The sequence below is a fragment of the Vibrio sp. KUL78 genome (assembly GCF_059725505.1).
The window spans coordinates 1,991,973-2,004,956 of sequence record NZ_AP045837.1 but is presented as its reverse complement, the minus strand read 5'-3'; the positions used below and the strand labels follow the sequence as shown (position 1 = coordinate 2,004,956).

The window sequence follows — 12,984 nt, the reverse complement described above, 5'->3', positions numbered from 1 at the left end:
AAAATGCAAGTCTGATCGCGTAACGAAATATGAGAAATTAAAGGAAACAAATATGTATATAGGTATCGACTTAGGCACTTCGGGAGTTAAGTCTATCGCGATGACAGAGCATGGTGAAATCATTGCTTCTTGTACCGTCTCTTTGGAGGTATCTCGCCCTAAGCCATTATGGTCGGAGCAAGATCCTAGCGCTTGGTGGGAAGCGACATGTGAATCTATTAATGGTCTCAAAGCCTCAGTGAATCTGAGTGATGTTATTGCGATTGGTCTTTCTGGGCAAATGCACGGTGCGACGCTTCTTGATAAAAATGGTGACGTATTAAGACCAGCCATCTTATGGAACGATGGACGCTGTGAGGCGGAATGTAATGAGCTTGAAGCGGCAGTGCCAAACTCTCGTGATATTACCGGCAATATTATGATGCCCGGCTTTACTGCACCCAAGCTAAAATGGGTGGCAAACCACGAGCCTGATGTGTTTGCAAAAGTCGATAAGGTACTGCTGCCTAAAGATTACTTGCGTTTCAAAATGACCGGAGACTTCGCGTCGGACATGTCTGATTCTGCGGGTACTTGTTGGTTAGATGTAGAAAAGCGTGTGTGGAGTGAGGAGCTTCTTGCAGCAACAGGTTTATCTATCTCTCAGATGCCAGAGCTTTTTGAAGGCAGCGCTGTAACCGGTATTTTAAGTCCTGAGATCGCGAATGCATGGGAAATGCCTCAGGTAGCTGTGATCGCTGGTGGCGGAGACAATGCTGCGGGTGCGGTTGGCGTCGGGATTACTCAACCAGGGCAAGCTATGCTATCGCTGGGCACATCTGGTGTCTATTTTGCGGTAAGTGACGGCTTTGTCTCGAATCCTGAGTCAGCGCTGCACAGTTTTTGTCATGCGCTGCCGAATACCTGGCATACCATGTCAGTGATTCTTAGCGCAGCTTCTTGTCTAAGTTGGGTCGCTGAGCTGACTGGGTTTGAAGACGTTGGTGAGATGATCGCAGACGTTGCCGAAAACGCAGATGAGTCGTCACAGGTGGTGTTCTTACCTTATCTATCGGGTGAAAGAACCCCCCATAACAACCCCAATGCAAAGGGCGTATTCTTCGGAATGACTCACTCAACAACCAAGCTTGAACTGGCGCAAGCAGTCCTTGAAGGCGTTGGTTTTGCATTTGCAGATGGATTCGATGCCTTGCACGTAACCAAGAATATTCCAGACGAAGTGTCGCTGATTGGTGGCGGTGCTAGAAGTGAGTATTGGCGTCAAATGCTTGCCGATATTGTTGAAATGCCGCTGGTTTACAGAAAAGGTGGTGAAGTTGGTCCTGCGCTTGGTGCTGCAAGACTTGCTGTACTTGGTACAAAAGAGGGGGCCACTTTATCTGACGTGTGCCCAGTACCTGAACTAGTACAGAGCCACACGCCAAACCCAGACAAGCAAGCTTACTATCAAAGTAAACGAGCAACTTATCAAACACTGTACAAACAACTAAAAGGTCTGTTTTAAAACAGTCTAAGTCAAACCATTGCCACCCACTCGGGTGGCATTTTTCAAGGAAGATAACGATGATTGAATCTCGCAAATTAGGCGACATTGAAGTAAGCGCGCTCGGTATGGGCTGCTGGGCTATTGGCGGCCCATTCTGGGAAGGGGATACGCCTCTTGGCTGGGGAGAAGTTGATGACAGAGAATCTATTCGAGCTATACACGAGGGGCTCGATAACGGCATCAACTTGATTGACACTGCGAATATTTACGGGGCAGGGCACAGTGAGTATGTCATTGGTAAGGCAATCGCAGGTCGCAGAGACAAGGTTGTGCTTAGCAGCAAATTTGGCTTCGATGCCAACGAAGAGACCAAGCAAGTGCTGGGCGCATTTCATCAACCCGGTGAGATTAGAGCCATGCTAGAAAACAGCCTTCGTCGCCTAAAAACGGATTACCTAGACATATTCTATTTCCACATCGGTGACCACCCAGTAGAGCATGTTGATTGCGTGGCTAACACGCTAGATGTCTTAGTAGCAGAAGGTAAAATTCGCAGTTATGGTTGGAGCACGGATGACATAGAGCGAGCTGAGTCACTCACTGACCGCAACGCTTATACCTCTGTTCAGTTTGAAAGTAATGTGTTCAATCGAAATCATGCCATGATGGCTGTCTGCGAAAAACATAAATTAGCGGGTCTGAACCGAAGCCCTCTTGCAATGGGACTCTTGACTGGTAAATACACCGATGGCTCAAGCTTGTCGTCGTCAGACATTCGAAAGATCTCTCCGGAGTGGATGACCTATTTTAAAGATGGCAAACCAGCGCCAGAGCTTCTGACGAAACTTGAACAACTCAAGGCAATTTTGACTAGTGATGAGAGAACATTAACTCAAGGTGCATTGGCATGGCTTTGGGCTGCAAGCCCAAATAATGTTCCCATCCCGGGATTTAGAACGGTAGAGCAGGTGCGTGGACATATTGGTGCGTTGGAGAAAGGAGCACTGACTCAGTCACAATTGTCTGAGATAGACCTACTGCTGTCGAAGTAGTTGATCTTTGTTGTTACGGTAGAGTCAGCGTTGGCTGAAAGGCAGTGAGACAACTGGCACTGTTGTCTCACTGTGTTGATACAATTAACCAAACATAAAGCTATATAGATAACCTGCGCTGATAGCCATACCTAGGATAACCACCAGGAATGCTGCAATCATCTGATTTTTAAAGATAGACTTTAGCAAGATGACTTCCGTTAGACTTGCACCAGCACTACCAATGATCAAAGCCATTACTGAGCCTAGCGCCATGCCTTTCTGCACAAGTGCCGCGCTCAATGGGATTACCGCTTCAGCACGAATGTAGAGTGGAATACCAATTACTGCTGCAATAGGAATCGCATACCAAACACCTTCGCCTGCGTATTGCGCGATAAGGTCAGTTGGAATAAATCCATAAATAAATGACCCTAGCAGGATACCAACCATTAGATAAGGGAAAACCTGTTTAAAGTCTTTCCACGTTGATTTCCAAATGCGAACCCAGCGGTTGTCTTCTTTTGGTGTTGCAGCCGTTGTGTCACAGCAAGCCGTCCCGTCAGCATTGATGTTAGTAATAGTCGGCTCTGGCGTTTTCTCCGAGCAGCAAGATGTCGCAGGAGCTGGCGCTGAGCAAGAGCTGTCTGCGGTACAACTAGCTGCTACAGGCTTTAATGACTCAATCTTCGGTGAACCACAACTTGTTGATGTTGCACAAGATGCTTGTTCATCTTTGACAGGTTTGCTGTCACCACATGATGTGCCGCATGAACTCGCAGCTTGTGCCTCATACGCCTCAGGTTTTACATAACGTTCAAAGCCTAGTTTCTCTAGTACATAGCCTGCAGTCACAGAAACAAACATAGCAATCGCAAAATAGAAGACCGCGACCTTGATACCAAACGTCACCACAAATAGGCCAATGATGACAGGGTTAAGTAGTGGGCTTGCAAACAAGAACACCATCATAGGTCCAAACCCTGCACGAGCGCGAAGCAGTCCTTTTAAGAAAGGAATGGTCGAGCATGAGCAAAACGGGGTAATAGAACCAAGCAAGGCTGCGACAAAATAGCCTCTGCCGTTTTTTGAGCTCAGGATAGACTGGATCTTTTCCGGAGTCAGAAATTCTTGTAGTACACCGACGATGTAGCTAATTGCCAAAAACAGAATGATTAACTCAGTTGCGAGAAAAGCGAACATGTTCGCTGTCTCGGTCGCCATGGAAAGGAATTCAGGGCTCATATTAGTTTCTCCTAATAATTCGATATGTTTCGAATTATAGAAATAACCAGGCATAGATCAAGCTTTTATTTCGATAAAATTCGAAATAAATATTAACTCGTTGAATACAAACATAAACAGCGCCATCAGGCGCTGTTTTACTAGAAGGGTTTGTTAAGCGGTTTAAGCTTTCGCCTCTTCGAGTGATGCTTCTTTCTTTTTGAGCAATCGACTTGTAATAGTACCCGCTGTCATTGCACCAGACACATTTAGTGCAGTGCGCGCCATATCAATAAGAGGCTCGATAGAAATCAACAATGCAGCGATCGTAACAGGCAGTCCCATTGCCGGTAATACGATTAGGGCCGCAAACGTTGCACCACCACCAACACCAGCAATACCGAATGAACTGATGGTAATGATAGCAATCAAAGATAGGATGAAGTTGATGTCCATAGGGTCGATACCTACGGAAGGAGCAACCATTACCGCGAGCATTGCTGGGTAGATGCCCGCACAACCGTTTTGACCGATTGTCGCGCCAAAAGAAGCTGATAGGTTAGCAATCGCTGGTGGTACGTTAAGTTTCGTTACCTGAGCTTCTACGTTAAGCGGAATAGTCGCTGCTGAGCTACGAGATGAGAATGCGAACGTCAACACAGGCCAGATCTTCTGGAAGTACTCTTTTGGGCTAACGCCAACTAGTGACACAAGCACACCGTGTACTACAAACATTAGGAAGATGGCTAGATAAGATGCAACGATAAATCCAAGTAGGTTTAAAATATCACCAGCGCTGGATGTCGCGACGACTTTTGCCATTAGAGCTGCGATGCCGTATGGAGTAAGCGCCATAATCATCTTAACAAGACGCATCACAACAGATTGAGTCGCTTCCACAAATGTGCGGATTGGCGATTCGAGTTCTTCTTTTTCTGCCATGACTTTACGGGCTGCAATACCCGTTAGCACGCCGAAGATAACCACTGCAATAATAGAAGTAGAACGAGCGCCAGTTAGGTCAGCAAATGGGTTAGTAGGGATAAAGCTTACTAGCATTTGCGGAATCGTTAGGTCGCTGACACGGTCAACTCGGTTTTCAAGTACAGCAATGCGAGCCGTTTCACGAGCACCTTCTGTGAGCCCCTCGGCACTTAAGCCAAACGCTTGAGTAACGACAATACCAATGAGTGCAGAAATCGCCGTAGTAGCGAGTAGGACAGATATTGTTAATCCGCTGATTTTGCCTAGTGAACCGCCTTTTTCAAGCTTCACTACCGCGGCGATCATAGATACCAATACGAGCGGCATGATGATCATCTTCAGAAGACCAACATAACCACTGCCGACAACGTTGACCCACTCTAACGTACCACCGATTGCTGCGTGTCCTTCACCAAAAATTAGCTGAAGCGTTAAACCAAAGGCACTGCCTAATACAAGACCAAATAGCACGAGACGGGATAGAGTATGTTTTTTTTGTTGCTGCCCATACAAGAAATAGAGAATGCCTAAAAATACCGCTAGCGATGCGATAACTGCAATTGACATGTAAATATCCTTTTTTATTTCAACTGACGTAATCCCTATAAAGAATATGGGGATTGGATGTGTAGACGGCTAAAATACCGTTTGATGAAAAACGTTCACAATAAGTAAATGTTATGAAATAGAACTGAAAGTTATATTAATGGACGTAGTTCGTTGGTTTTTGCGAGTTACTTTGCATATCGGTTAAGAAGGTCGCGCATGTTTGCAGAGTTATATGCGACTGACTTAGCATCACTCGTCTCTAACACACTGTAGAGCATTGCTTTTGCGACATAGTCTGCGGGGATAGGAGCGATAGCACGCAGAGGACCACGCATTAAAGGTGAAAGTACGGTAAATAGCTTCTGTACAAATACCTCATCTGATCGGATCTCTTCTTCACGCCCTGCCAAAGGACCGGGACGCATAAATACCACTTTCTCGAAGCCCATTTGATTGATTCGGCTTTCAACTCGGCCTTTACATTTGAGGTAATGTGAAAGAGAGCGAGCTGATGCTCCTAGACTTGAGACTACGGCGATACGTTTAACACCAACCATCTTCATGGTTTGTGCCACGTCGCAAACAAGATCAACATCGACTTTTTCAAGTGCTTGCTTGCTGCCCGCTTTTTTAAGCGTGGTGCCTAAACAGATAAAGCCAAGCGTTGGAGTAGGGCGACTGTCATCCCATTGAGTGACTCTAAGCGCGCCATCCATGATCTGAGTGGTTTTGCTATGTTGATGGTTTAGAGGTGAGCGACAAAGTGCGTAGATAGACTCGATGTGGTCAGTTTGCTCTAGTAAAGTCAGCAGTTTGCTGCCTACCAGACCAGAAGCGCCAGCGATCATTACTCTAAAGTCATTGTGCATTAAAAAGTCCCACTCATCGAGATGTAGTGGGACTATAGTCAATTATTCGCTAACGTGTTGTGATAGAGGCAAAATTAATCAATTTCCGCGGCGGTGAGATTCTGCTTTCTGAGCTGATCGCGCAATGCTTCCATCGCCACTTTTTGAATCTGCCTTACACGCTCTCTTGTCACACCAACGATCAATCCGACTTCCTCAAGCGTTTTGGGCTCATCATCGAGAAGACCAAAACGATGGTATAGGATAGTTTTATGCTTATCCGGCAAGCCGTCGACAAGATTAACCAATGCCTTGTTCATATTTTGCGTGACAATGTCACGTTCAGGCAGTTCGAACACATCATCGTCATCGATAGTTTGAAGGTGGTCTTTCTTGTCCCCGTCGTCATCCCAGCCATTATCTAGAGATAATGATTGCTCAGAGAGTTTAAGTAGTTTGCTTACTTCTTCTGGTGAGCGTCCGGTTTTTTCTGCGATTTCGGCAGACGTGGGTTCGTGTTTGCCTTCTTTACGAAGTTGGTGCGCCGCTTTACTGCACTCACGAATTTGCTTAGTCACGTGTACTGGAACACGAATCGTACGACCTTGATTCATGATGGCACGATCAATAGATTGCTGAATCCACCACACTGCATAGGTGGAAAAGCGATATCCAAGCTCAGGATCAAATTTGTCCACGGCTTGTATTAATCCGATGTTACCTTCATTAATAAGGTCGTAGAAATCGAGACCGCGATTAGAATAACGTTTGGCAGTTCTAATAACTAAACGTAAATTCGCGTTAATTAAGCCTTGTCTCGCTTGTGTATCACCCGCACGAGCCTTGCGTGCTAGTAATTTCTCTTCTTCAGCTGTTAACAGGTTGTGGTTAGAAACCTGTTTAAAATAGCTAGTACCAATATTGGCAGCGTCTTCCCTGCTCGTTGAACTATGGTGAGTATGCTTCTCTACTACTTTCAAAATACCCCCTTACCAACTGCTTAATTGGTTATTATTAGATTTATAAACGACATGAATTTCGTTTCCTGTCGAAATATCAAATTACTATATTTTTTTATCGAATGACAGCCCGTGTTAATGAAAATCAAACACTGCGTTAACATTTTTAAAAGCAGCTATTTAGATTAAAGACTCAATAGAAACTGAGTCAGGTGGCAGTTATAGCAGTTAGGAGAATTTATAAAATTGGATGCATATTTATCCTATTGATAAATAAGGATTAATATTATTGATAATGATAATTAATATTGAGGCTAATAATAAGGAGGGAATATAACGATCGCTTGTAAACCATAATGAAAATGCAAGGTTTACAATAATGCGTTAATTGACTAATTGGTCACTAATGCTTGTTCGTTCGCTTTGGGTAACCAAAAGTTCTAGAAACCTATCCTAATTTTGTATTATCTACTTTTTGTTTGTAACGGATTGGAAGGATTTGTCGTATTTTTGTAATGACGGAAAAATGTGACATTGTGCCCAAAATACCTTGTAAGAGAGAAAAGTGTAGGGGGTTGTTTTACAAGAATATTACATAAGTGAGTGACTTTATATAATTTATATAAATATGTAGGATATGATAAACCTATCACTTTTGGTTAAGTTATATGTCGAAACGGCACAACGACTTAAACTTTAGTCTAAGCTAACGATAGAATGCTTAGTTTCTAGTTTGGATACAGTTACAATGAATGAACAATTACAACAAAAACTCGAAGAGCTACTACTGCTCGCTAAATCACAAGGTGTTTCTATCGTAGGGGTCGTAGATATTCCAGGCGCAGAAGAATGCCATATATTTAAGAACATAGAAGCTGACTGCAAGGCAGGGACACGCAACTTAGACAGCGTGTTGATGAGTCAGCATTGCAGTCAAGGCCAAAAAAACTGTCAATCTTGTCATCTATCTAAGTCAGGAGTCTCTGATGATGGACTGGCACTTCTGTTTACTGAGTTGAATGCAAGCGAACCCGCTTAATCGGGTTCAAACCCTCTCCTGTAATCTATTGCGGCACATCTACTGTTGGTTTGTCGCACTGACATGCGTACACTACGTCTTAAGGATAAAATACATGCAGAAGTGCATGTATCTTTGTAAGTATTGCCACCTGGCACTCTTTAAGAATGGAAACCATGTTAGACACACAATTCGATGCTCAAATTCAAAACCATATCGACCAAAAAACCAAACCTCTGGGCGCGCTTGGGCAACTCGAGACGATTGCTGCTCAGCTTGCTCGTATCCAGAGCCAAGCATCAGGCTCTTTTCCCACGTCGATAGATATCTCTTCTCCAAAAGTTATCGTTTTTGCTGGTGACCATGGCATCAGTGAGCAGGGTGTGAGTATCGCTCCGAGCGCAGTTACCCAGCAGATGGTAATGAACTTCTTAGCGGGTGGGGCGGCTATCAACTGTTTTTGCCGTGCCAATGATATTGACTTTCAAGTAGTGGATTGTGGCATGGTTGCTGCGGTTGAATCTGATTCTGACCAGTTAGTATTGAGTAGGCTTGGAGAAGGCACGAAGGATTTTTCAGCCTACCCAGCGATGACTGCGGCTCAATTGGAACAAGGACTGAACGCTGGCTCAAAGATTGCTACTCAAGCGATTAAAAACGGAACGAACGTTTTGATGTTGGGTGAGATGGGGATCGGTAATACCAGTTCAGCCTCTGCCATACTGTCCGCTTTGACACCGTTAGCTATCGAACAAAGTGTTGGTCGCGGCACAGGCATAGATGCGCAGCAATTGACTAAGAAACAAGATCTAATTGCTATGGCATTAAATCGATTTGACCAACGCGATGTAAAAACGGTTTTGCAGCAGGTAGGTGGTTTTGAAATCGTTCATATGGTTGGCGCGTTTTTAGCCGCTTATGAGCAGAGAGTGCCGGTACTAGTAGATGGATTTATTGTGTCTATCGCTGCGCTTGCTGCCTGCCAAATCGAGCCAAACGTCAGAGATTATTTGATATTTGCCCACGTCTCCAACGAGGGTGCCCATCACTTTGTTCTAGAGACACTCAATGCGACCCCGTTGCTCGATTTGTCGCTGCGTCTAGGTGAAGGAACGGGTGCGGCGTTGGCGTTTCCACTTCTGAAAAGTGCTGCTGAGTTCTATAACTCAATGGCGAGTTTTGAAAGCGCTGGAGTCACCGTGTGATTAATTCGGAATCAACATCAGGCTGGCGATATCAGTGGCAGCTATTCTGCCTTGCCGTGAGTTTTTTCTCTCGTCTACCGATTCCAAGTAATACGCCATACTCATTAGAACGAATGAACCGTGCCGGGCGGTATTTTGCTCTTGTCGGTTTATTACTCGGAGCACTGTGTGGCGCCGTCTTCACTGTTGCTGACTGGATGCTACCAACCAGCGTTGCTGTCATTCTTACAATGATCTTCAGCTTACTGTTAACTGGCGCATTCCATGAGGATGGGCTAGCAGATATGGCGGATGGGATCGGCGGTGGAATGACTCAAGAAAAACGCCTGTTGATCATGAAAGATAGTCGACTTGGTACCTATGGCGTCGTCACTATTGTATCCGCGTTATTACTAAAGTATGCAGCGCTTACTGAGCTTGCTGTTGGCAAACCCCTGTTTCTAATTTTCATCATCGCCTATTCATTTAGTCGAGCGGTTGCCGCATCGTTGATATCTGCAATGCCCTATGTCTCCGACCCTGAAGGTAGCAAAAGTAAGCCACTAGCCAACACCCAAACCCAAACGGAGCTTGTGATCTTGGCAATGTGTGGCCTTGCACCTGCTTTGCTTTTGGGGCTTGATTTCACCATCGCCTTGATAGTGACAGGTTTGATATTTCGCGTGTTTTTTACGAAGTGGCTTACTGCTCGTCTTGGTGGGTTCACCGGAGATTGTTTGGGCGCAGCTCAGCAAATTGTCGAGTTGTTAACTTATCTCCTTATGCTTGTTTTCGTAGTGAATTAATAGGGTGGCGGAATGTCGATTGAATTGGTATTAGGGGGAGCACGTTCAGGCAAGTCCCGGTTTGCTGAGCAGCGCATCAAAGAGCTTTGCGACGCGCTCCCAAACGTAACCAAGCACTATGTCGCCACATCGGAGCCTCTTGATGATGAAATGAGAGCGCGTATTTCTCATCATCGTCAACAAAGAGGTGACGGCTGGAACGAGTGGGAAGTGCCTGTTGAGCTAGTCGATACTTTGTCCAAGTTTGATAAGTCAGATGTCGTATTAGTCGATTGCTTAACTCTTTGGTTGAATAACGTGATTTATTATTTGGGTGACTCAGCTGGTAACGATGACATTGAGCAGGCAGTGTCGAAGCTAGCAAATGAGTTAAGTCACAGCGACGCGCACATCGTGCTGGTGTCTAATGAGGTGGGGCTTGGTGTCGTCCCTTTAGGTGAGGTCTCTCGTATGTTTGTTGACAACGCGGGGCGCATGAACCAAGAAATCGCAAAAGTTTCTGATAACGTCACCTTAGTTGCAGCGGGATTACCTCTGGTGCTCAAGAGGAGCGAGCGATGAAAGTGAACATCTTGCTTCTTCGTCACGGTAAAGTTAACGAACCTGCCGCGCTATACGGTCATACCAATGTGCTTGTTGAACCGAAGTTGGATAACCAAACAACCGCTGCTTTGGTTTCCAAGACGCTGCGTCTTAGCAAGATTGTGAGCTCACCTTTATCGCGATGCTCTAATCTCGCCAAGCAACTGAGTTGTGAGCTTGGGATAACACTAAATATCAACCCTGACCTAGCCGAAATGAATTTTGGCAGATTTGATGGTGTGGCATTCGATTCAATGTCTTCGGAGGATTGGCAGCAGCTTGCGCCTTTTTGGGATAGTCCCGCAGAGTGTGCGTTGCAAGGTGGTGAGCGATTGGTTGATTTTCACCAGCGAGTTATTTCGGGATGGAGAAAAGTACTCAAAACCGAACAAAATACCCTAGTGGTTTGCCATGGAGGTGTGATCCGTCAAATATTGGCGGATGTCCTCGGCCTTGATTGGAGAAACCCAAAACTCTATTCGTCATTAGCGATCAGCAACTCGACCATTACACAGATCCAATTTGATACCGACTACCCAGAAAACCTAGTGGTTAAAGTTATCGGGCAGCCTGCGCAAGATTTTAACTTAGTACCATAACGCGATAAGCAAAAGTACCGACAACACGAGAGAGATTCGTTGCCAAAACAGCACGGGGTTTCTCTCGGCAATCGGTAATTTGCCACGCTTTTGACTTTTTGGATTGGGTACTTTTAGGTCGAAGAGAAACTCTGAGACTTCTTGATAACGTTTTTCAGGTTCAATTCTGACCGCATTTTTAAGAGCATAGTCGATCCAGTGCGGTACCTTTTGATTGATACTCGGAGCGGGGATATAACGAAGTTTGCCTTGTGCTTTTACAGTGAGTGATTTCGCAACATCTGTACCATACGGAAAGCGCCCAGTTAGCATGAAGTAGGTCATGACGCCCAGAGAATAAATATCAGACCGAGTGGTTCCGAAGTAGCCAAGAAGATACTCGGGCGCGGTAAACAGCGCAGTGCCGGGGACCATTTGATCCATAGGCGCCATTTCCTCTAACCCTTTTACCTGTGTTGCCCCAAAGTCAATGATGGTGACGTGTTCATTCGCGTCTATCATGACGTTTTCTGGGCGCAGATCTTGATGAATCATTTCATGTCGATGCATGGTCTGCAGACCCTTACATAGCTGACCAATTATATGCCGAATCTTGCTAAGTGGTGGGTTTGGGTTATCTTTCACCCATTGCGCCAGTGTTATCCCTTCGACAAAAGAAGCCACACTGTATGTATAAGAGTGACGTAAACTCGGTTTGTAGGCTTTGAGCAGGTGAGGGCTGTTTAGTCGGCTCGCTATCCAGCTTTCCATCAAAATAGATTCAACGTGTTGGGGATCATGGCGACTCTCGGCGGAAGGCGTCTTTAAAGCAACTTGCTCATTATTGTTGAGGTCTTTTGCCAAGAATACGTGGCTTCGGCTGGTGATTTGAAGAGGGCGAAGGATTTCAAAATTGTCGATGCAACGACCTTCTTCAAGCTCTGGTGGCAGCGGCAGCGTAAACAGTGACTCTTTCCAATCTTGGAGTGGATTATCTGGCAGAGCCTCGATACCTAAAACGATAGCAGAGACATTATCGTGACTACCGTTTTCCAATGCTCGCTTAACCAGGACATCTGCTTTTGTCTGTTCACAAATCGACTCTTGGTCGAGGATCTCAGATATTTCGTGTTCGGTGACGTAGTCATAAAGCCCGTCGGTGGCCAGAAGTAATTTGTCTCCAACTGACAGTTCTATCGCAATATGCTCTATATCAACAGACGTATCCATACCAAGAGCGCGAGTGAGGTAACTCGTCGTTGGGTCGATGAAATGTTGATGGTCGTGGGTGAGTTGTTCAAAGTCATTATTGCTTTGGCAATAAACCCGCGAATCACCGCAATGAAACACATAGGCAGTGTGGGATTTGATAATGACAGCGCTGGCGGTGCACACGTACCCCTCGTTGAAATCAAATCGATATTCGCTGTTTTTGGTTTGTGCGAACAGCCAATGGTTTATCGATTTCAATACACGCGTTGCCGAGTTCTTTACTGACCAAGCATCTGAGGTAGCGTAATAGTCTTTGATGAATCCGGTGACCGTTGCTTCGCTGGCAACTTGGCTCACTGAACTTGAGCTTATGCCATCACAGATAATGGCAGCAAGCCCTTTACTTTCCAGCTCTAGATTAGGTGGAATAAAGCATCCGATAGCGTCTTGATTAACTGGCTTCCGTCCCGCGACGGAAGCCTGACTAACGCTCACTTTGAGTTTGCGTTGCACAGTAATTAAT

The 12,984-nt window shown here is 45.4% G+C and carries 12 protein-coding genes; 7 read left to right on the top strand and 5 right to left on the bottom strand.

Annotated features, from left to right (window positions below):
- Nucleotides 1-52: 52 nt before the first annotated feature.
- Both xylB and AC6I8Y_RS09405 read left to right on the top strand, forming a co-directional pair.
- Nucleotides 53-1,504, top strand: a complete 1,452-nt coding sequence (xylB, locus tag AC6I8Y_RS09410; RefSeq protein WP_498020008.1) for a xylulokinase — start codon at nt 53-55, stop codon at nt 1,502-1,504.
- A 59-nt stretch (nt 1,505-1,563) separates the two neighbouring features.
- A complete protein-coding gene (locus AC6I8Y_RS09405; protein WP_498020007.1) occupies nt 1,564-2,538 on the top strand; it encodes an aldo/keto reductase in 975 nt (324 codons plus the stop codon).
- 84 nt (nt 2,539-2,622) lie between these two features.
- On the opposite strand, the gene AC6I8Y_RS09400 is transcribed toward AC6I8Y_RS09405, so the two are convergent.
- The 4 genes from AC6I8Y_RS09400 to AC6I8Y_RS09385 form a co-directional block, all read right to left on the bottom strand.
- Entirely contained in the window at nt 2,623-3,762 is a 1,140-nt protein-coding gene (locus AC6I8Y_RS09400; RefSeq protein WP_498020006.1) for a permease, read from the bottom strand.
- 162 nt (nt 3,763-3,924) lie between these two features.
- Nucleotides 3,925-5,292, bottom strand: coding sequence for an L-cystine transporter (locus AC6I8Y_RS09395; protein WP_498020005.1), 1,368 nt, complete (start codon nt 5,290-5,292; stop codon nt 3,925-3,927).
- Nucleotides 5,293-5,459: 167 nt separating this feature from the next.
- On the bottom strand, nt 5,460-6,143 hold the full coding sequence (locus AC6I8Y_RS09390; protein ID WP_394151403.1) for a Rossmann-fold NAD(P)-binding domain-containing protein: 684 nt from the start codon (nt 6,141-6,143) through the stop codon (nt 5,460-5,462).
- 74 nt (nt 6,144-6,217) lie between these two features.
- Nucleotides 6,218-7,102: a sigma-70 family RNA polymerase sigma factor gene (locus AC6I8Y_RS09385; protein WP_394151402.1), complete on the bottom strand. Its 885-nt coding sequence runs from the start codon at nt 7,100-7,102 to the stop codon at nt 6,218-6,220.
- 727 nt (nt 7,103-7,829) lie between these two features.
- Between AC6I8Y_RS09385 and AC6I8Y_RS09380 the strand changes: the two genes are divergently transcribed.
- The 5 genes from AC6I8Y_RS09380 to AC6I8Y_RS09360 all read left to right on the top strand — a co-directional run bounded on the left by AC6I8Y_RS09380 (nt 7,830) and on the right by AC6I8Y_RS09360 (nt 11,270).
- The gene (locus tag AC6I8Y_RS09380) at nt 7,830-8,120 is read left to right on the top strand and encodes a hypothetical protein (protein WP_394151401.1); all 291 of its coding nucleotides are present in this window, start codon (nt 7,830-7,832) and stop codon (nt 8,118-8,120) included.
- Between the two features lie 155 nt (nt 8,121-8,275).
- The gene (cobT, locus tag AC6I8Y_RS09375) at nt 8,276-9,304 is read left to right on the top strand and encodes a nicotinate-nucleotide--dimethylbenzimidazole phosphoribosyltransferase (RefSeq protein WP_498020004.1); all 1,029 of its coding nucleotides are present in this window, start codon (nt 8,276-8,278) and stop codon (nt 9,302-9,304) included.
- Nucleotides 9,301-10,089 (top strand): adenosylcobinamide-GDP ribazoletransferase, encoded by a 789-nt coding sequence (locus AC6I8Y_RS09370; RefSeq protein ID WP_394151399.1) that lies wholly within the window; start codon nt 9,301-9,303, stop codon nt 10,087-10,089. Before cobT ends, AC6I8Y_RS09370 begins: the two co-directional genes overlap by 4 nt.
- A 12-nt stretch (nt 10,090-10,101) precedes the next feature.
- Nucleotides 10,102-10,650, top strand: a complete 549-nt coding sequence (cobU, locus tag AC6I8Y_RS09365) for a bifunctional adenosylcobinamide kinase/adenosylcobinamide-phosphate guanylyltransferase (protein WP_498020003.1) — start codon at nt 10,102-10,104, stop codon at nt 10,648-10,650.
- Entirely contained in the window at nt 10,647-11,270 is a 624-nt protein-coding gene (locus AC6I8Y_RS09360) for a histidine phosphatase family protein (protein ID WP_498020002.1), read from the top strand. Before cobU ends, AC6I8Y_RS09360 begins: the two co-directional genes overlap by 4 nt.
- Here the strand turns inward: AC6I8Y_RS09360 and AC6I8Y_RS09355 are convergent.
- A complete protein-coding gene (locus AC6I8Y_RS09355) occupies nt 11,259-12,974 on the bottom strand; it encodes a bifunctional protein-serine/threonine kinase/phosphatase (protein WP_498020001.1) in 1,716 nt (571 codons plus the stop codon). The two genes, AC6I8Y_RS09360 and AC6I8Y_RS09355, sit on opposite strands and share 12 nt — an antisense overlap.
- Nucleotides 12,975-12,984: the final 10 nt, after the last annotated feature.

Bases quoted from the DNA above. Each gene is read 5' to 3' on its own strand.
- cobU (WP_498020003.1), top strand. From the start codon at position 10,102: ATGTCGATTGAATTGGTATTAGGGGGAGCACGTTCAGGCAAGTCCCGG.
- cobT (WP_498020004.1), top strand. From the start codon at position 8,276: ATGTTAGACACACAATTCGATGCTCAAATTCAAAACCATATCGACCAA.
- AC6I8Y_RS09390 (WP_394151403.1), bottom strand. From the start codon at position 6,143: ATGCACAATGACTTTAGAGTAATGATCGCTGGCGCTTCTGGTCTGGTA.
- AC6I8Y_RS09380 (WP_394151401.1), top strand. From the start codon at position 7,830: ATGAATGAACAATTACAACAAAAACTCGAAGAGCTACTACTGCTCGCT.
- xylB (WP_498020008.1), top strand. From the start codon at position 53: ATGTATATAGGTATCGACTTAGGCACTTCGGGAGTTAAGTCTATCGCG.
- AC6I8Y_RS09395 (WP_498020005.1), bottom strand. From the start codon at position 5,292: ATGTCAATTGCAGTTATCGCATCGCTAGCGGTATTTTTAGGCATTCTC.
- AC6I8Y_RS09405 (WP_498020007.1), top strand. From the start codon at position 1,564: ATGATTGAATCTCGCAAATTAGGCGACATTGAAGTAAGCGCGCTCGGT.
- AC6I8Y_RS09400 (WP_498020006.1), bottom strand. From the start codon at position 3,762: ATGAGCCCTGAATTCCTTTCCATGGCGACCGAGACAGCGAACATGTTC.
- AC6I8Y_RS09360 (WP_498020002.1), top strand. From the start codon at position 10,647: ATGAAAGTGAACATCTTGCTTCTTCGTCACGGTAAAGTTAACGAACCT.